The organism is Sphingomonas endolithica (genome assembly GCF_025231525.1).
Taxonomy (GTDB): domain Bacteria; phylum Pseudomonadota; class Alphaproteobacteria; order Sphingomonadales; family Sphingomonadaceae; genus Sphingomonas; species Sphingomonas endolithica.
The window spans coordinates 521589-540792 of record NZ_CP103057.1; the positions used below are offsets into that span (position 1 = coordinate 521589).

Here is a 19204-nt window from a genome sequence, read left to right on the forward strand (position 1 = left end):
GTCCTCGGCCGGCTATCGGGTGCCAGCCCCGGCTGCGAGCGACTTCGTCGTGTGGCCAGCCAGCTTCGGTACGCGATTTACGGTGATGGTCGACACCGAGGAGGAGTTCGACTGGAACGCGCCGTTGGACAGCCTCAATCGCTCGGTCACCGCGATCGCCGCTCTGCCCGCGGCACATCAATGGTTTGCCGCCCGGGGCGTGCCGATGACCTATCTGGTCGATCATCCAGTGGCGACCGATCCCGCCAGCGCGGATATCCTGCGTGGGGTGATTGCCGATGGACGTTCCGCGATCGGCAGCCAGCTTCACCCCTGGGTCAATCCGCCGCTGGACGAGCAGATGGTGCCGCGCAACACGTTCGTCGGCAATCTCCCCGATGCGTTGCAGGCAGCAAAGCTGGACGTGCTGACCGATGCGATCACCGCTGCGGTCGGCATGCCGCCCCGTATCTTTCGCGCCGGGCGGTATGGCATCGGACCGGCAACGCTGCAGCTGCTCGCCGATCGCGGCTACCGTATCGATAGCTCGATGCGTTCGGTCTATGATTATAGCGCGGAGGAAGGCCCGGACTTTTCCGCGATCGGCAGCCATGCATTTCGCTGCGGCCCTGCGGCGAGCATCGTCGAACTGCCGCTGAGTACCGTATTCACCGGCTGTGCGCGGAGGGGCGGAGCTAGGCTATACCGTGCGCTCGGCCGGCTCCCCCGCGCCCGCGGTGTCTTCTCGCGGCTAGGGCTGCTCTCGCGCGTTGCACTCACACCCGAGGACATGCCGCTGGCCGATGCGTTGGAAGCGATCGCGGTCGCCATCGGGGAGGGCGTACGCGTGCTCAACTTCGCGTTCCACTCGCCGTCGCTCGTGCCCGGGCATACGCCCTATGTGCGCGATGCCGCCGATCTGGCCGCCTTCTATCATTGGTGGGATGTCGTGCTCCACGATCTCGATCGGCGGGGCGTGCGTCCGGCATCGCTCGACGACCTGATCACCGCATCGTCGTGAGCTTTGGTGGGCCCGGCAGGACTTGAACCCGCAACCTAGCCGTTATGAGCGGCCAGCTCTAACCAGTTGAGCTACAGGCCCACCCCGCGCCTGCGTTAGCGGAAGCCGCGCGCCGCGGTCAACGCGTCGCAGGCGTTATCTCAACCGTCGATGTAATCGAGATAGCTGACGACATCGTTGCTGGTCTGCAGGAACAGACCGTCCTGCGTGTCCTCGTCCTGACGCGCTGCCAGTGCGAGCGCCTCGGCCAGCGTTCCATAGGCGAGCGTCGTCGCGGTGCCGTCTTCACCCAAATGGTAGAGCCTGACGGCAACGTCGCTGGATACCGTGCGCATCATGACTCCCCTGTCTGCAGCCGGGCTAGCTGCCCGGGGCAGCCGCATGATAGGCTATGATGTCGGGCGGTGCATCATCCTAGGGCCGTCTTCAACCATTCTTAGGCGCGGCAGTCCGGCGCGTATACCGATGTCCTCAATGTACTCGGAGATTTCCTTGCGCTGGGTCGCCGTCGGCAAGACCGGCCGCCCGGGTGCCTCGCTGAAGATGGGGATGTAACCGACCTCCAGCCTGCCATCCGCATGCCAGCGGACGGTGCCGATCATGCCGTTTACCGCTTCCGGATGGAACGGCGCGAGCGTGTAGGCGGGATCGGGTTCGAAGCCGAACATGCGCTTGCGGCGTTCGACCCATTCGGCGCGCGCGGCATGATCCTGGCCGGGGCTGAGCGCGTTGGTGACGACGACGCCGTTGCCGAGACCGTGATAGATCGGGCGGTCGCGGTAGATCTCGATCCCGCGCACGATATGAGCGTGGTGCCCGACGACCACGTCCGCGCCGGCTTCGATCGCGGCATGCGCAAGGGGGCGTTCGTAGGGGGCGAGCTCGGCGGGGCGGTGGGTGATGCCCTTGTGCAATGCGACGACGATCAAATTGTCAGGTGCACGCACCGCGGCGATATCGGCGGCCATCGCGGCGGCGGAGGCGGGGTCGATCTCGACCAGATCGGCCTGGGGGCGGCTGGGGCCGCCATCCGCGGCGTGCACTGCGACATAGGCGCTGCCGGCGCGATCCTCGGACGCCCAGGAGATTTCCGGGCCGACGCAATTGTAGCTGAGCAGGACGATGCGGCGCCCGTCACGCTCGATCACTGCCGGCACCTTGGCTGCGGCCAGCGTTGCGCCGGCGCCGGCGTGCGCGATGCCGAGCCGGTCGAGTTCGGCGTTGGTGTCGGCGATCCCTTCGGCGCCGCAATCGGCGATGTGGTTGCCGGCCATCGATACGGCGTCGATGCCGGCGCGAGCGAGGGCGGCGAGATGATCGGGATCGGCGCCGGGGGCGGGGACGTCACCGACCAGTTCCGTCCCGCGCCTTGTGTGCGGCACTTCGAGATGGCCGATCGTCACGTCGGCGGCGCGGGTAATGTCGGCGATGCCGGAGAGCCAGTGATTCGGATCGGGTACGTCGAGGATGATGTCGCCGAGAAAGGCGAGGTCGAGCGCGGCCATCAGATCGCCCTGCTCGCACGCAGCACGGCGATCGACGCAGGATCGTAGCCGAGCCCGTCCAGCACCGCATCGGTATCGGCGCCCAAGGTTGGAACGCGATGCGGCGTGGTGGGGCGATCGACGGCAAAGCCGGAGCCGACCGTGGCGAGCGGCCGATCGAAGCCGGGCAACTCGACCTCCTCGAGCAGACCGCGATCGACGAGATGTGGATGCTCGACTGCCTGACCTACATCGCGGATCATGGCCGCGGGTACGCCGGCGGCGGTCAGCCGCAGTTCGAGATCGGCGGCGTCTTCTTGCGACAGGCGCTCGATTAGCCAGCCGCGCACGCCGTCGTAATGCGCGACCCGCGCAGCGTGATCACGAAAGCGCGGATCGTCGACCATGTCCGCGGCGCCGAGCACGTCGAGCAGCTTGGCGACCTGATGCTGGTGATTGGCGCCAAGCGCGATCCAGCCGTTGCCGGTGGGATAGAATTCGGCGGTCGCGACCATGCGGTAGCCGCGATTGCCGATGCTGGCGGGCGCCTCGCCGGTGTAGGAGTGGACCGACACGCTGGGGGCGATCAGCTTGAGCGCGGCATCGAGCATCGCCACGTCGAGATGCTCCCCCTTGCCGGTCGCGTCGCGCGTGCGCAGCGCGGCGAGCAGCGCGATCACGGCGAGATAGCCACTGAACGAATCGACGACCGGCATGCCGATCTTGACCGGCCCCTGCGGCGTGGCGTTCATCGCCGCGATGCCGGACATGGCCTGGGCGATATGGTCATAGGCGCCCCAATCGCGGAGCGGCCCGTCCTGCCCGAAGCCGCTGATCGATACGGAGACGAGGCGTGGGTTGAGCGCATCGAGCCGATCACGTGGGAAGCCCAAGCGCGCGAGTACGCCGGGACGGAAATTCTCGACCAGGATGTCGGCGCGCTCGATCAGCCGCGAGAGGATCTCGCGGCCATCGTCGCTCTTGAGATCGATCGTCACCGAACGTTTGCCGGCGTTGATCGCGGCGAAGGGCACGCTCATCAGCGGCGGGCCGGCATGTTCGGTATAATGGCGGAAGTCGTCGCCCTTCACTGGTGGCTCGACCTTGGTCACCTCCGCGCCAAGATGGACCAGCATCTGCGTGCAGGTCGGGCCCGAAATGGCGTGGCTGAGATCGACGACCTTGATGCCGGCGAGGGGCGGGATCATCTGCGCTCTCCGGAAAATGCGCCGCTGCTGTGCAGCGCGGCGACTTCATCGGCATCAAGGCCGAGTTCGGCGAAGATAGCCTCGTTATCGGCACCGGGCAGTCCGGCCGGGCGGGGCGGGACCGGGGGCGTGTCGCTCAAGTGGAACGGCGTGCCGATCTGGCGCACGATGCCGCCGGGGCCGTCGAGATCGACTGCCATGCCGCGGGCGCGGTTGTGCGGATGATCGAGCGCTTCGGCCGGCGACAGCACCGGCATCGCCTGCGTGTCGGCGGCGGCGAGCAGATCGACCCAATCGTCCCGCGTCCGGGTGCGGAAGATAGCCTTGAGCTCTTGCTCCATCCCGGGATGCGCCGCGACATCCATCCGCCGCGGCTCGAAATCGGGCCGGCCGATTGCCGTGCAGAAGCGCGCCCAATAGGCCGGTTCCATATCCGTGGTGCAGATCCAGCCGCCATCGGCGCATTGCCAGACGCCGCCCTTCGGGTGCCACGCGCCGGTCGGCGGGGGCAGCGCGGCAGGATCGTCGGTGCGGCCGAGCGTGACCATCAGCAGCGGCATTGCCGCGTCCGACATGGCGACATCGACATGCTGGCCAAGGCCGGTGCGTTCGCGTGCCTGCAGCGCCGCCAGCGTCGCGATCGTGGCGTGCGTGCCGGCGAGCACATCCGCCACCTGTAGCCCCGGCATCGCCGGATCGGGCAGGCCGTTCAGCCGCGACAGCGCGCCGGCCAGCGCCAGCGCGGCTGGATCATGCCCGGCGCGGTCGGCGAGTGGGCCGCTTTGCCCGGCGAAGGACACCGAGCAATAGATCAACCGCGGGTTGAGCGTCGCCATCTCGGCATAGCCAAAGCCCATCGCCGCGAGCACGCCGGGGCGGTAATCCTCGATCAGGATGTCGGCCTCGGCGATCAGGCGGTGGAGCACGACGCGTGCCGCGTCGCTGCCGGGATTGATCAGCAGGCTGCGCTTGTTGCGATGATAGGTCGGGCGAGCGCGCGCCTGCGCGGCGGCGGTCGGATCGGCGGTCGCGCCGAACATCTGCCCCTGCTTGGCCAGTTCGCGCGGATGTTCGATGCGGATCACATCGGCGCCGAGATCGCCGGCGATCCAGCTGACATAGGCGCCGGGCAGGAAGCGCGAGAAATCGACGATCTTCAGCCCGGCGAGGGCCGTCATGGTGCGACCGTGCGCCGCGCTTCGGCACGCGCGCCAGCCGGTCCCTCGATGAAGGCCGTGATGCGGTCGTGCAGCGCAGCGGCGTCGTCGCCGGCGAGCGCAAAATTGTCGACGCCGAGTTCCAGCACCGGAATGCCGGCGGCCACCAATGCGCGGATGACGAACGGATCGGCATCGTCGAGCGCCATCGCGCCATCCACCTGATGCGTCTGTGCCTCGTGCACGTGCCATGGCGCCGCCCAGCTCGGCATGCGCAGTTCGTCGCCCATCGTCAGGAAGCGGGCGGCGAGCGCGCGCAGCGGATCGCGACCGCGATCGAAATGGCGGATATAGCCATCGGCGGCGAGCCCCAGATACATCGACCAGACGAACACCGCGCCGTGGCTTTCCTCCCAGCGCTGGTAGAACCCCATGTCGCTCCACATGCCGCGCCCGACGAACATCAGCCTTACGCGTTCCTCCGGCACAACCGAGGCGCCATCAGCCACGCGCTGTGCGACTTCCTCGTAGAAAGCCTTGGCCGCATCGCGCGCCCATTGCGTGCCGCGGTGCCATTGCGGCACCATGGTTGCCGGCATCGAATCGACGATGCCGATCGGTGCGGGCACGGTCCGCGCGATCAGATCGCGGGTGCGGCGGTAATATTCCTCCTGCTCGTTGACGAGGTGCATCACCGCCTCGAACCGCGCGGGTTCGAACACGCGGTCGGTTGCCGCTTCCAGCTGGGCGATCACGTCGCGGAGTTCCGCGGTGAGCAGGTCGAGGCGCGCGGGTTCGAGCGCCTCCTCCCAGCCGTCGGGCAGATCATCCCACCAGTTGGTCGCGATCGTCCAGTTGGGATCGACCGTGCGCTCGTAGAGATACGGCGCTGCGCCGGTCTCGTCGGCCCAGTTGCTGAAGATGCCGGCGGTGGCATCGCTCGACAGCACCGCATGGACGAAATTAGGCTTGGGCAGCCCGCCCCATGGCGCCTGATCGGGATCGTCGTCGAACGATGCCGCCAGTCCTTGCGCGCTATAGGGCTCGACCTTGGCAGGATAATCGTGTGCGCTCAGCAGGCCGAGATAGCGGCGCGATTGCTGCTTGGCGGCGACGATCGACGCCCACCACTGGTTGACGACGAACGGGATATCCAGCGCGCGGAGGATTTCCTGCGGCGCATTGGCGTTGACTACGGCGAACGGCTCGCCCTCAGCGGCCCGCGCGCGGACGCCGGCGAACCATTCGCGCTGGTAGGTGCCGAACCCTTCGAGCGAAGTCAGCGATTTGCGGCTGCGCGTCTTGTCGGCAGCGCCCGGCGTGCGGGGCGGGGCAGGGCGGGACAGCTTCGGGGGTGGGGCAGCGCGCAACTGGCCAGCAAGGAAGGCGGCGATATCTTCGATGGCGGTGTCGGTCGTTGCCAGGAACGGAAGAGCGCCACCGATCGCGCGGCGGACCGCGGCGGCGGTCCAAGGGGCTGCTTCGTCTGCACCGATCGTCAAGTGCACAATGTGCGTCGCCTGGCAGGCGGCTGCATCGGCAATCACGCGGGCCGCGATCTCAGCTGGTGGCGTGACGGCGCTCGGGCGGCGGATGGCCGGATCGGCTGGGTCGCCGCCGACGAGCGCGCGCCTGCCCCAATCGTGATCCTCGCCGACGATCGTCGCGCCGAGCGCCTCGATCGCCTCATAGCTTCGCGCCGTCTCGTGCGGGCTGCCGACGATATAGACGCGCGGTCCATCGCGCGCCGGAACGTCCGCGTCGGGAGATAGCGCAGCGTCGGCGGTGGCCGCATCCACCACGGAGAGGCTGCCGATCAGCTTCAGCATCGTCGTGCCGGACAGACGGGCGGGCATCGCGCGCCGCCGTCCGTCGAGTGCGAGCAGTTTGCCGACATCGGCGTCCGGCAGCGCGGGTCCGGTGCCGAGGTCGCGCAGCCAGGCATCCAATTCGGCGAGCCGCACCACATTGTACGCTCGCGTCGTTTCGCGCGGCAGATGCCCGAGATCGATCAGCGCAATCGGCGGCGGGGTGGCGTCGCCTAGCCGCGCGAGATCGCGGATCGTGGCGAACACCTGGACGAGCTCGGCATCGGCGCTGGTGAACAGCACCGGCACGCCAGGCTGCGCAGGATCGAGCAATGCCTCGAGCACGGCGCGGCCGCGCGCGCCGAGACCCTTCTGCCCCATCACCGCATCGGCGCGTGGCGTTTCGCCGGTGGCTGGCGCCAATCGCACCGGCTGGTAACCGGCGGCCAGCAGCAGCTCGCGCGGTGCATCGGCACCGATCGTCCGGATCACCCGCCGCCCGGCCGCCAGCGCGGCACGCGCGACGGCGTCGGGATCGTCATAAGCAGCGAGCAACGGCGCGAACGGATCGGCGGACATCAGATCGTGCCGGCCTGGCGCAAGGCGGCGATCTGGTCTTCGGAATAGCCCAGGATATCGCGGTAGATCGAGTCGTTATGCTCGCCGATCGCCACCGGCATGACATCGTCGAAGCCGGTATGCGCCGCCGAGAACTGGATCGGCACGCCCACCGAACGCAGCTCAACCTCGGATGGGTAGGATGGATGCGCCACTGCCAGCGTTTCCTTGCGTGCCACGACGCGCGGATCAACCAGTGCGTCTTCGGGGTGGCGCACCGGCGCGACCGGCACGCCTTGCGCCTCCAGCAAAGCGACAACCTCGGCGGTAGGGAGCGTGCGCGACCACGCGTTGATCGTCGCTTCCAGCAGTTCGGCATTGGCGACACGCACGTCGCGCGTGGCGAAACGCGGATCGTCGCTCAGCTCGGGCTGGCCCATCGCACGGAACAGGCCTTGCGCGAGCTTTTCGTGCACCGCGACGATCGCGACGTAGCCGTCGGCGCATTCGAACACGCCGAACGGCGATAGGCGCTGCACGGTCAGTCCGGTGCGCGCCGCCATGCCGGCCGAGGCCATCGCGGCCCAATTCTCGATCGCGACGAACGAGGTGAGCGCGCCGAGCATCGACACGTCGACATGCTGGCCTTCCCCCGTGCGATGGCGTTGCTCGATCGCCGCCAAGATGCCGATCACCGCGAAGACCGGCGCCAGCATGTCGGCGATCGGCACGCCGATGCGCACCGGCGGATGACCGGGCTCACCGCTGGTGTACATCGCGCCCGACAGCGCTTGGATGATGACGTCCATCGCCTTGCCGCCCTCCGGCGCATCGGCCCCGAAACCGCTGAGCGAGCAATAGACGATACCGGGATTGACCGCGCGGGCGGCGGAGTAACCGACACCCAGCCGATCCGCGGTGCCGGCAGTGAAATTCTCCACCACGATATCGGCATTGCGCACCAGATCGGCAAAGACATCCGCGGCGCCCTTGTCCTTCAGGTTGAGCGTTACGCCGTATTTGCCCCGGGCGCGCGTCATGTGCGAGATCGAGATGTCATCATCGTGACGCTTCTCGACGACGACGCCGTCCCGCCCGACATAGGGGCTGTTGTCGCGTGCTAGATCGCCGCCACGCGGATCCTCGACCTTGATGACATGCGCGCCGAGCCCGGCGAGCAGCAGCGTTCCGTACGGCCCGGCAAGTGCGCGCGTCAGATCGATGACGCGCAATCCTTCGAGCGGGCGGGTGGAAGTTGGAGTGGGTGACGTCACGAATTGCTCTCCTGCGCGCCGGTGGTGGCGCAGCGGCGCGATGCGCCGCCGTTGATCATGGCCTGCGCCGCCGCGAGGACCGGCTCGGCATCGATGCCAATCGTCTTCATGCGGCGGGCCTGGTTGATGGCGTCCTGGTAATACAGCGCGTCGAAGCGCGCCTGTTCGGCCGCGGGCAGTGGCTGGAAACTGATGCCGTTGCTCTTGCCGAAGGTGATTCCGGCGATCTCGGCGGCCTGGAGCTGGCGGTTCAGCGCCTCCTCCCACCGCGGCTTCGAGCGCATCAGTAGCGCCTGCATGTCCGCCGGCAGCCGACGCCAAGAGCGATCCGAGATGGCGCGCGCGGGATAGGCACCACGGCTGAAGCGGATCGTGGTGAAATGCTTGGCGACTTCGGAGAAATGCAGGCTCTTGATCGTGTCGGCCGGCGCGACGACGCCGTCGATCACGTTCTTGGCCAGCGCCGAATAGACTTCGCCCATCGGCATGTTGACCGGATCGGCGCCCAATTGCTTGAGCACGTCGATCGCGTCGCTCTGCGCGCGCAGTCGCAGTCCCTTGAAATCGGCAAGCGTGCGGATCGGCTTGTACCGCGTCAGCACGCCGGGGAAATTGCCGCCCTGGACGGCGAGCACCTGCAGCCCCTCGAGTTCCTTGCCGAAGCCGGGGAAGCGCGCGGCGAGGCAGTCATACACCGCGACCTGCTCGTTGATATCGCGCACGCCGCCGTAGAAGCCGGATTGCACGCGCAGCAGATGCGCCCCGCCACGGGCATAGATCGGCGTGATCAGCCCGATATCGGCGACGCCGTGGCGGATTTCCTCCATGCTCATATCGGCCGACAACAACGCGCCCGACCAATAGGGCCGGAAGGCGATCTTGCCGCCGCTCTGCTTCGTTACCAGGGCCATCCACTCGGTATCGGCGCGGCTGAATGGATGCGTCGGGGGGTAGGGGCTGGCGAAGGTCAGGACATAGGGGGCAGGGGCGGTAGTAGGTGTCCGGGCACCGCAGGCGGTGAGCAGCAGCATGGCGCTGGCGGCGATCAAGGCACGTATCTTCATCTCAGACTCCCGCAATGCTGGGCAGCCACAGGGTCAGCGCGGGAACCGCGATGATCAGGGCGAGATGCAGGAAGTCGGCGATCAGGAACGGCACGATGCCCCGGAAGATCGCGCCCAAGGGAATGTCCTTGCCGATGCCCTGAATGACATAGACGTTGAGCCCGAGCGGCGGATGGACGAAGCCGATCTCCATCGTCCGCACTAGGAAGATGCCGAACCAGATCGGGCTGTAGTGCAGTTCGAGTGCGATCGGCAGGAAGATGGGCGTCGCCAGCAGCATCAGCGCCAGCCCGTCGAGGAACGAGCCGAGTATGAGCAGCAGCAACGCCATCGCGCAGATTGCGAGCACCGGGCTGGCATGCATGTCGCGCACCGTCGTCGCCATCAGATCGGCGATACCGGTGACGCTGACGAACGTCGCGAACAGGATCGCGCCGATGATGATGACGTAGATCATGCCGGTGGTGCGCAGCGTGCTGGTCACCGCCTCACCGATCAGCCGGCGGTTGAACGCGCCGCGCAGCGCGCACAGTCCGAATGCTGCGACGACGCCTACCGAGGCGGCCTCGGTCGGAGTAAACCAGCCGATCATCAACCCGCCGATGACGAACGTGATCAGCACGGCGATGTCCGCGATCTTGCCCAGGCTGCGCAGCCGCTCGGCCCAGCCGACGCGCACGGAGCGCGGCCCCAGTGCCGGGCGAAAATGGCACAGGATGGTGATCGCTGCCATGTAGAACAAAGCCTGGGTGAGGCCCGGAATGATCGCCGCAGCGAACAGCTTGCCGATCGATTGTTCGGCGATGATGCCAAACACGATCAGCGCGCCCGACGGCGGGATCAACGCGCCCAGCGTGCCGCCAGCGGCGAGCGCGCCGGCGGCGAAGCCGGGCTGGTAGCCGGCGCGGCGCATCTCGGGCAGCGCGGCCGAGCCGACCGTGGCAACCGTGGCAAGGCTCGATCCACTGATCGCGCCGAACCCGGCACAGCCGGCGATCGAGGCGAGCGCCAAGCCGCCGCGGCGGTGCCCGACGAAGCGCGCCGCCACGTCGAAGAAATCGCGGCTCGCACCCGCGGCGAAGCACAGATGCGCCATCAGCAGGAACAGCGGCAACACGCCCAGTTCGTATTTGGTGACGACTTCGAACGCCACGACGCCGCCCTTGATCACCGCCGCTTCGGGCGAGATGAGGATGGCGATGCCGGCCAGACCGACGGCGCCTAGCCCGATGCCGATCGGCACGCCGAGTGTCAGCAGGATGAGCAATGCGGCGATGCCGATAAAGCCGATCAGTTCGGGCGTCATCGCGTGCGCGCCCCTATGGCCTGGCGCGCGAAGACGAGCGCGACGATCAACAGGGCGGCGGCGAAGATCGCGCGCAGCACGCGGAACGGAATATGGAGCAATTCGGACCGCTCGTGCGCGCCCCACAAATCGAACATCAGCCACAGCGCGCCGATCAGCAGGACGGCGACGATCACCGCCGATGCCACGTTCGCCGCGCGTGCCAGTCGGGCGGCGGTCGGTGGTGCCAACCGTTCGGTCAGGATGTGCACCGCGGCATGATTGCGTTCCAACGTGGCCAATACGATCGCCGAGGAAGCAAGCAGGACGATCATCGTCTGGACGATCTCGATCGAGCCGAGCACCGAGAAGCCGGTATGCCGGCCAAGTACCGCAAGCGCATCGGTTGCCATCGCACCCAGCAAGCCGATGCTGCCCACCATGACAGCAAGTCGCGTGGCCAAGGATGTCCGTCGGGCTGGGTCGGCGACGGGCGTGCTGCCAGTGTCGGCGTTGATATCCATCACTCTCCCTTGGCCATGCGTGCGGTCGTGACCGCCTGGCCTTGCATCATATAGTGAGGTTTACAGATAGTTTGTCAATCCACCGATTTGCGATTTCGGGCGGGCCGGAGTGGAGGGCAAGACAAGGCTGTCCCCCGGCAAAGGCCGGGCCCCGTCGCGACCCTACTGGTAAATCCGTTCGAGCAGGCGCGACAGCGTCGTCAGTTCGCGCGCGGTGAAGCGCTCCTTAAGCCATGCCTCGTGCTCGCCAATGGCGACGCGCGCCTCCTCCAGCATCCGCTCGCCACCCTGCGTCAGCCTGAACCCGATACGCCGAGCATCCGACCCCGCACGCGCACGCACGAGCAACCCACGCTTCTCGAGCGCATGCACGATCGCCATCGTCGTCGCGCGATCCATCTGCAGCGTGCGCGCGACATCGGTCTGGGTCGTGCCCGGCGCATCGTGTACCAGCCACAAGACCGATACCTGCTTCTGCGTCAGCCCGAGATGCGCGCAATGCTCGGCAAAGTGCCGTTGCACCGTGCCGTGCGCCAGGCGGATGCGCAGGCCGAGAATGTCGTCCAGTGCGCCGCGCCCGGCATCATCCATCCACCAACTCCATCGTCGCTAGCCGCGTGATCATCGCCCGGGCGCGGACGCTCCCTTGGTCGATCGAATAGCCGCGCAGCTTCATGTCGGGGTTTGCTGCCATGGATTTCTGCTGCGCCTCCAGAACCTCGACATCCTCGTCGAACACGCGGCCCTGCTGCGCCTTGAACCGCGCGGTGAAGCCGGCATCGTCGATATCGAAATTGCGCGCCATGCCCCAGAAATAATGCGTCGTGCCGTCGCTTTCCGGAGTCATCGCATCGATGACCATGCCGCGCACGCCCTGATCGTGATGCTCGGGGGTCGCTCCGGCCGCAACCGGTGCCACGCCGACGTCGATCAGCACGTTCGATGGCTCGACGAAATGGCAGATCTGCCAGCGGTCGACCGGGCCATCCAGCCGCAGCGCATCGCGCCAGAAGGGTGGGGGCTCGATCCCCGGCATCCAGCGCTGTACGCGTACCGCGCTGCCCTCGACGATCGTATCGATCGGCGTCTCGTTGATCTCGTGCTGCCCGATCGATCCTTGATGGACATAGGTTTCGTGGCTCAGGTCCATCAGGTTGTCGATCACCAAACGGTAATCGCAGGCGATGTGGTTATAGCCCCCGTCGAACGTCCAGCCGGGGGCGCTGCATGGCCAGAAATCCGGGATCGTCGCCGGATCGGCCTTCGCCGCCTCGCCAATCCACACCCAGACGAAGCGGTGTTTCTCGACCACCGGGTACAGGGTCGCGCAAACGGCCTTGGGCACCTTTTCCGATTTCACCGGCATTTCCGTGGCCACCCCGTCCGGGCCGATCAGCAGGCCGTGATAGCGGCACCGGATCGAATCGCCTTCCTTGATCCCCATCGACAGCGGCAGCAGCCGGTGCGGGCACGCGTCGCGCATCGCGACGATCGATCGATCGAGCTTGCGGTACAGCATGACCGGCTCGCCGCAGATCGTGCGGGCGATCGGCGCGCGATCCACCTCGCTATCCCATGCCGCGACATACCAGCGATTGGTGATCCAGGTCATCTCCATCTCCTCTTCGCGTCGGCTTGATAACCGCGTCGATTGTAAGTAGCACGTACGGATAATCGTAAGTCAAGTGGAGAGAATGCGATGGCTACATCCCCGTTTCGCGCCGATCATGTCGGCAGTTTCCTGCGGCCGGCAGCGCTGATCGAGGCACGTACGCAGTTCCAGGCCGGCACCATCGATGCCGCCGCGCTGCGCCGTGTCGAGGACGAATCGATCCGAGGTATCGTTGGGTTCCAGGAAGGGCTCGGCCTGAAGGGCATCACCGATGGCGAGTTTCGCCGCACCTATTTCCACACCGATTTCCTGCTGCAGCTCGACGGCGTCGAGGAAGCCGGCGGCACGCAAGTGCATTTCCATCGTCATGGTGGCGAGGAACTGTCCTACGCACCACCCGTGATGAAGATCACCGGCAAGATCGAGCATGCTCGCGACATCCAGCGCCGCGATTTCGAATTCCTGGCGAGCGTCACATCGGCTACGCCCAAGGTGACGATTCCGTCGCCGACCATGCTGCACTTCCGCGGCGGGCGCGATGCAATCGACGCGCAGGCCTATCCCGATCTCGATCAATTCTACACCGATCTGTCCGCCGCCTATCGCGCCGAGATCGCCAGCCTGGCCGATGCCGGTTGCCGATACCTGCAGCTCGACGATACCAACCTTGCGTATCTGTGCGACGACACGCAGCGGGCCAATGCCCGTGCGCGGGGCATGGATCCGGACGAGTTGCCGCGTCTCTACGCACGGATCATCAACGACTCGATCCGCGATCGGCCGGCCGACATGGTCGTCTGCGTCCACCTGTGCCGGGGCAATTTCCGCTCGTCCTGGGCGGCGGAGGGCGGCTACGAGCCGGTCGCGGAAGTGCTGTTCAACGAACTGGCGATCGACGGCTATTTCCTCGAATATGACGATCCCCGTTCGGGCGATTTCGCACCGTTGCGGCACGTGCCCAAGGACAAGACCGTGGTGCTCGGCCTGGTCACGACCAAGCTCGGCGAGTTGGAGAATGCCGACGACATCAAGCGTCGCATCGACGAAGCGGCCAAGCACATGCCGCTCGACCAGATGGCGCTCTCGCCGCAGTGCGGCTTCTCCTCCACCGTCCACGGCAACGACATCGCGGTCGAGCAGCAGCGTGCAAAGATGCAGTTGGTGATCGACGTGGCACGTGACGTTTGGGGCGATGCGTAGGGTTTAGCAGAGCGTGCCGCTCGTCACCCGGATTTGTTCCGGGGTTCACCGTGCCGCACCCTCTAGGTCAGCCGATATTGTGGCGCAAGCCGCGAGGTGGACCCCGGTCGACGGCCATCTCGCTCGAGCATAGTCGTCATCCCAGCGCAGGCGGGGATCCATAAACTTGGACATCAGGACTTTGGGTGCGAAGCCAGCCGGTATGGATCCCCGCCTGCGCGGGGGATGACGGGTGGTACATGTCCAAACGGTGCAGCCACCGGACAAGCCCGCGGTGACGTCTGATTGATGTAGCCATGACCGCAGCTGCGCGTCCTCGCAAGCTTGTCACCAGCGGGAGGGTACGCGACTTGATCCTGGGCTTTATCCGCCTTCGGCGCCTCTGCCAAAATCAAGAACTTCTGTAGAAACGATAGTTGTCACCTATAACTAAATGTGTTCTACATCATGGCAATTCCGGCACAGACCGGCGTGATGTGAGAGGATGTAGGCACGATGTCGGCGCAGGATGTTCATCGGCAAATGGCCTTGGCGATTGCCGCATTGGCCCTGTCGGCAAACGCCGTGCTGCCCGCCATCGCCGCCCCCAGTGCGGCCGCTGCCCGGGCTGATCCGCACTTCATTCGCGAATCGATCTATGTGCCCGTGCGCGATGGCACGCGGCTGGCGCTCAACATCTACCGCCCGGTCCGAAACGGACGCGCGGTAGAGACGCCGCTGCCGATCGTTTTCGCCTTCACGCCCTATCGCGCGCGCTATGTCGACAAGGACGGCAAGATTGTCGAACTGGTGGATTCACCCGTATTCGGCCTGCGTGCGCTGGTTAAATCCGGCTATGTCGTCGCCACCGCCGATGTGCGCGGCAAGGGTGCTTCGTTCGGAGCGCGTCGCGGCTTTCTCGACCAGACCGAAGCGCATGACGGTTACGATTTGATCGAATGGCTGGCGAAGAAGCCGTGGTCGAGCGGCAAGGTCGGGCTTACCGGCTGCTCTTATCTCGGCGGTTCGGCAATGCTGGTGGCGGGCACACTACCACCATCCTTACGCGCGGTGTTCGCCGCGGCGACCGACCTCGACAAATACAGCTTCGTGCGCAACGGCGGCATTACCGGGCAGTTCAACACGCGCCCGGACGAGCCGCTGGCCGTCGATCTCGCCAGCGTGCCGGTCGATGCAGATCGCGACGGTACCATGCTGAAGGCAGCAGTGGCCGAACATGCCGGCAACACGCCAATGGCCGCTTTGTGGTACGGCATGCCGTACCGCGACGATGCGTCCCCGCTGACGAAGAACCGCTTCTGGGAAGAGGTCGGCCCCTACACCCATCTCAAGGCGCTGCAGAGCCCGCAACTCGCCTGGCTGCTGTGGAGCAATTGGGAGGATGAGCCGACCGAGCAGATGATCCTGAACGCGGCCAACCTCAAGTCGCGCATCCTCATAGGTCCGGGTAGTCATTGCGTGCCGCCTGCGGCGTTCGACATTGCCGGGGAGCAGAAATCGTTCTTCGACCATTATCTGAAGGGCATCGACAACGGCTTCGAGCGGGGTCCGCGCGCGTCCTGGTACAGCGAGACTCCAGGCAAGGGCGTCGGCGCCGGTACGATGGTGCAGTCGGCAACGCTGCCGGGCGTCGGCATCAAGCGATCGCCGCTTTATCTGTCCGGTGCCGAGGCGGTCACACTGGCGCCGGGCAAATCGGCGAAGGTACCGTTCATCGTCGACTACAATGTCGGGCAGGGCGAGTATTTCGCCTTCTGGCCACCTTCGCAGGACGGCAAGGGGCTGACCTTCACCAGCCCAGCGCTTGCCGGCGATGCCGCCATGACCGGCTATCCCATTGCCCACATCGTCACGGCACTCGATCGGCCGGACGCCAACCTGTTCGCTTATCTCGAGGACGTCGATCCAGCGGGTAAGGCTTATATCGTGTCGTTCGGACGGCTGGCGGCATCGCACCGCAAGCTCGGGCGCGCACCCTATGATCGGCTCGATCTGCCCTATCATTCCGGCTTGCGCGCAGACGCGCTGCCGATGGTGCCCGGCAAAGCGGCCGAACTCGCCTTCTCGATGGTGCCGCGTGCCTATACCTTTGCCGCCGGGCACCGCATCCGCGTGACGTTGACCGGCGCCGATCCGCGCCAGCGCAACCTGGCCGAGATCAAGCAGACGCCGCCGCCGGTGTTCACCGTGGCGACCGGCGGCGCGGTGGCCTCGCGCATCGACATTCCATTTACAACGAAACCGACGTTCCGCTGATCAGCGGGCGCAAGGGGAGGACAGACCATGAAGACCAAGACCAGGATCGCCACGGGCGTTGCGATGACGGCAATGCTATGGGCCGGTGCCGCCGCCGCGCAGCAGACGACTCCGTCCGAGACCACGCAAGCGCCGGATGCCGGCCCGACCGTCAACCAGGAACCGACGGCCGACATCATCGTCACCGGCAGCCGGGTGCGCGGCGCCGCACCGGTTGGATCGACCGTGATCTCGCTCGGACGCGAAGATGTCGTCGCCTCCGGCGCCGCCACCACCGACCAGCTGATCAAGCAAATCCCGCAGGTCTTCGATCTAGGCGTCAGCCAGAATTCGCGCGGCCAGTCGGGCGGCAACGGCAACATCTCCTACGGCAACAGCGTCAACCTCCGAGGCATAGGGCCCTATGCGACGCTGATTCTGGTCGACGGGCACCGCGCGGTGAACAACAGCCGCGCATTCGACCCCTCTGTCATCCCGACCATTGGTCTCGAACGGGTCGAGGTCGTCGCCGACGGTGCGTCGGCGATTTACGGTTCGGATGCCGTCGCCGGCGTGGTCAACCTCATCCCGCGCCGCTCGCTCGACGGTATCGAAGCTTCCGCGCGCTATGGCTTTGCGGACGATTTCCACGAGTGGCAGGTCGGTGCCGCCTTCGGCCACAAATGGAGCCAGGGCCAGATCATGGTCGCGCTGGAACATACGTTCCGATCGAACCTGAACGGCAACGACCGCAGTTTCTTCCGCTCCGACCAGACCGCATTTGGCGGCGGCGATTACCGCGTCAACCGCTGCAATCCCGGCACGATCACGGCCGGCGGCATCAGCTATGCCATTCCCGTCGGCGGCGTGACCCAGGCGAATGCCGGCGCTTTGGTGCCCGGCACGAGCAACCGCTGCGACGACATCGTCGGGCAGGATCTGTTCCCGCAGCAGCAATATGATTCCGCGAACATGACCTTCACGCAGGAGATCGGCGACCGGGTCACCTTGTTTGCCGACGGCTTCTATTCCTACCGCAAGTTCCTGCGTCTGCCGGCTTACCCGAGCGCGTCGTTGACGGTGCCGCAGAGCAATGCCTTCTTCGTGCGACCGGCCGGCTTCACCGGCACCAACTACACGCTCGGCTACAACTTCCAGAACGACCTGTTCCGCGCGCCCAATCCGGGCAGCGCCGAAAACTACCAGATTTCCCCCGGCGTCCGCGTCAAGCTGTTCGGCGACTGGCAGGCGGAAGGCGTCTACAGCTATGGCCGCGGGGACGACCAGTCCGATTCCTATTACGGTCTGAACAATGCCGCACTTGCCACGGCTCTGGCGAGCAGCAATCCGGCGACCGCCTTCGATCCCTACGGCCAGGGCCGTACCTCGCAGGCCACCCTGGATGCGATCTACGACCAGGTGTTCCTGGCCCCTACGCTCAACCACTTCACCGGCTACGAAGCGCGGCTGAATGGCTCGCTGTTCCACCTGGGTGGCGGCGACGTGAAACTGGCGGCCGGCTATGAGGGGCAGGAGATCGAGACGATCCTCGGCAATGTCCGCGGCGTGCGTGGGTCCAAGGTGGTTTATCGCACCTTCTCGCGGCGCGTCGACTCCGCTTATGCCGAATTGCTCGTGCCGCTGTTCAGCGCTGAGAATGCCATCCCCGGCATCCGCCGGCTCGATCTCGACGCCGCGGTTCGTTACGACAAATACAGTGACGTCGGCAGCACGACCAATCCCAAGTTCGGCATCAACTGGTCGCCTGTGCGTGGCCTGACGTTCCGCGGCAGCTACGGCACCTCATTCCGCGCGCCGCTCATCTCGCAGATCTACGGCAATTCGAACAATTTGTTCGTGCAGACCTATCAGAACCCGGCAGGAGCACCGATCACCGGCGTGGCGCTGTCGGGTGCCAATCTCGGTCTCAAGCCGGAAGAGGCGACTACGTGGTCGGCCGGTGCCGATCTCGAACTCGGCCGGCTGCGCCTGAACGCCACCTATTTCAACGTCGAATATACCAATCAGGTCGATTCCTACCTTTCGGATCTCGCGATCGTCGCACGCGAAGACCAGTTTGCCGGCACCGGCATCATCCTGCGCGGCGCGGCGGCAGCGGCGCGTGTTGCGGAATTGCAGGCGCAGGGGATCAACGTGGTTGGTGCCTTGCCGGGCGGGAGTGCGGCGAACGTCACCTTGTTCGTCGACGGGCGGAACAACAATCTGGGGAAATCGAAGACGGAGGGTATCGACCTCGTCGCGAATTATACGTTGCCGACCGACAATGTCGGCACGTTCGGCATGAACCTCAGCGGCACGTACCTGACACGTTACGAAGTCTCGATCACCGAAGCGGCACCCGCGATCGACCGCCGCAACACGATCTTCTTCCCGCTGAAGTTCAAGGCGCGTGGCAGCGTAACCTGGGATCTGGCGCCGTTCCGGGCGCAGCTGACCGCCACGCATGTCGGCGGGTATCGCAACAACGCGGTGACACCGTTCGAAAGCGTGAAGAGCTACACGCCGATCGACTTCAGCATCGCCTGGACGCTCGGCAATCAGGGTGGCAACAACGTGCTCGACAACACCGTGCTGGGTGCCGAAGTGCGCAACGTGTTCGATATCGATCCGCCCTACGTCAACTTGGCGCCGTCCGGAAACGGCAGCGGCGGGTATGACGCGACCGCGTCGAACCCGACCGGCCGGCTCATTTCTGCTTCGCTGCGTACCAAGTTCTGAGCGGCGACCGGGCGCGTGATCGGCATCGATCGCGCGCCCGAAACATTCCAGCAATA

15 protein-coding genes and 1 tRNA gene are annotated in these 19204 nt (G+C 65.9%); 4 read left to right on the forward strand and 12 right to left on the reverse strand.

The window, feature by feature from the left end:
* The first annotated feature begins 85 nt into the window (after positions 1 to 85).
* A complete protein-coding gene (locus NV382_RS02585) occupies positions 86 to 1000 on the forward strand; it encodes a polysaccharide deacetylase family protein (RefSeq protein WP_260600281.1) in 915 nt (304 codons plus the stop codon).
* Between the two features lie 4 nt (positions 1001 to 1004).
* Here NV382_RS02585 and NV382_RS02590 read toward each other — a convergent pair.
* From NV382_RS02590 to NV382_RS02645, 12 genes are all read right to left on the reverse strand, one after another.
* Positions 1005 to 1081: transfer RNA gene (locus tag NV382_RS02590), tRNA-Ile, on the reverse strand.
* Positions 1082 to 1140: 59 nt separating this feature from the next.
* Complete coding sequence (locus NV382_RS02595) at positions 1141 to 1335, reverse strand: hypothetical protein (RefSeq protein ID WP_260598990.1); 195 nt, start codon at positions 1333 to 1335, stop codon at positions 1141 to 1143.
* Between the two features lie 54 nt (positions 1336 to 1389).
* Entirely contained in the window at positions 1390 to 2505 is a 1116-nt protein-coding gene (locus NV382_RS02600) for a CapA family protein (RefSeq protein ID WP_260598991.1), read from the reverse strand.
* Positions 2505 to 3692 (reverse strand): CaiB/BaiF CoA transferase family protein, encoded by a 1188-nt coding sequence (locus tag NV382_RS02605; protein ID WP_260598992.1) that lies wholly within the window; start codon positions 3690 to 3692, stop codon positions 2505 to 2507. The genes NV382_RS02600 and NV382_RS02605 overlap by 1 nt, the downstream gene beginning before the upstream one ends.
* Positions 3689 to 4870, reverse strand: coding sequence for a CaiB/BaiF CoA transferase family protein (locus tag NV382_RS02610; RefSeq protein ID WP_260598993.1), 1182 nt, complete (start codon positions 4868 to 4870; stop codon positions 3689 to 3691). Before NV382_RS02610 ends, NV382_RS02605 begins: the two co-directional genes overlap by 4 nt.
* Positions 4867 to 7236: a 2-hydroxyacyl-CoA dehydratase family protein gene (locus tag NV382_RS02615; protein ID WP_260598994.1), complete on the reverse strand. Its 2370-nt coding sequence runs from the start codon at positions 7234 to 7236 to the stop codon at positions 4867 to 4869. Before NV382_RS02615 ends, NV382_RS02610 begins: the two co-directional genes overlap by 4 nt.
* A complete protein-coding gene (locus tag NV382_RS02620; protein WP_260598995.1) occupies positions 7236 to 8489 on the reverse strand; it encodes a CaiB/BaiF CoA transferase family protein in 1254 nt (417 codons plus the stop codon). Before NV382_RS02620 ends, NV382_RS02615 begins: the two co-directional genes overlap by 1 nt.
* Positions 8486 to 9553, reverse strand: coding sequence for a TRAP transporter substrate-binding protein (locus tag NV382_RS02625; protein ID WP_260598996.1), 1068 nt, complete (start codon positions 9551 to 9553; stop codon positions 8486 to 8488). Before NV382_RS02625 ends, NV382_RS02620 begins: the two co-directional genes overlap by 4 nt.
* A 1-nt stretch (position 9554) precedes the next feature.
* Positions 9555 to 10859 carry a TRAP transporter large permease gene (locus NV382_RS02630; protein ID WP_260598997.1) on the reverse strand — a complete coding sequence of 435 codons (1305 nt, stop codon included), beginning with the start codon at positions 10857 to 10859 and terminating at the stop codon, positions 9555 to 9557.
* Complete coding sequence (locus tag NV382_RS02635) at positions 10856 to 11362, reverse strand: TRAP transporter small permease (RefSeq protein ID WP_260598998.1); 507 nt, start codon at positions 11360 to 11362, stop codon at positions 10856 to 10858. Before NV382_RS02635 ends, NV382_RS02630 begins: the two co-directional genes overlap by 4 nt.
* 162 nt (positions 11363 to 11524) lie before the next feature.
* On the reverse strand, positions 11525 to 11953 hold the full coding sequence (locus NV382_RS02640) for a MarR family winged helix-turn-helix transcriptional regulator (RefSeq protein WP_260598999.1): 429 nt from the start codon (positions 11951 to 11953) through the stop codon (positions 11525 to 11527).
* A complete protein-coding gene (locus tag NV382_RS02645) occupies positions 11946 to 12974 on the reverse strand; it encodes an aromatic ring-hydroxylating dioxygenase subunit alpha (RefSeq protein WP_260599000.1) in 1029 nt (342 codons plus the stop codon). Before NV382_RS02645 ends, NV382_RS02640 begins: the two co-directional genes overlap by 8 nt.
* Positions 12975 to 13061: 87 nt before the next feature.
* Between NV382_RS02645 and NV382_RS02650 the strand changes: the two genes are divergently transcribed.
* The 3 genes from NV382_RS02650 to NV382_RS02660 all read left to right on the forward strand — a co-directional run bounded on the left by NV382_RS02650 (position 13062) and on the right by NV382_RS02660 (position 19148).
* The gene (locus tag NV382_RS02650) at positions 13062 to 14174 is read left to right on the forward strand and encodes a 5-methyltetrahydropteroyltriglutamate--homocysteine S-methyltransferase (protein WP_260599001.1); all 1113 of its coding nucleotides are present in this window, start codon (positions 13062 to 13064) and stop codon (positions 14172 to 14174) included.
* A 495-nt stretch (positions 14175 to 14669) separates the two neighbouring features.
* A complete protein-coding gene (locus tag NV382_RS02655; RefSeq protein WP_260599002.1) occupies positions 14670 to 16430 on the forward strand; it encodes a CocE/NonD family hydrolase in 1761 nt (586 codons plus the stop codon).
* A gap of 27 nt (positions 16431 to 16457) precedes the next feature.
* Positions 16458 to 19148, forward strand: a complete 2691-nt coding sequence (locus tag NV382_RS02660) for a TonB-dependent receptor domain-containing protein (protein WP_260599003.1) — start codon at positions 16458 to 16460, stop codon at positions 19146 to 19148.
* The last annotated feature ends 56 nt before the right edge of the window (positions 19149 to 19204 follow it).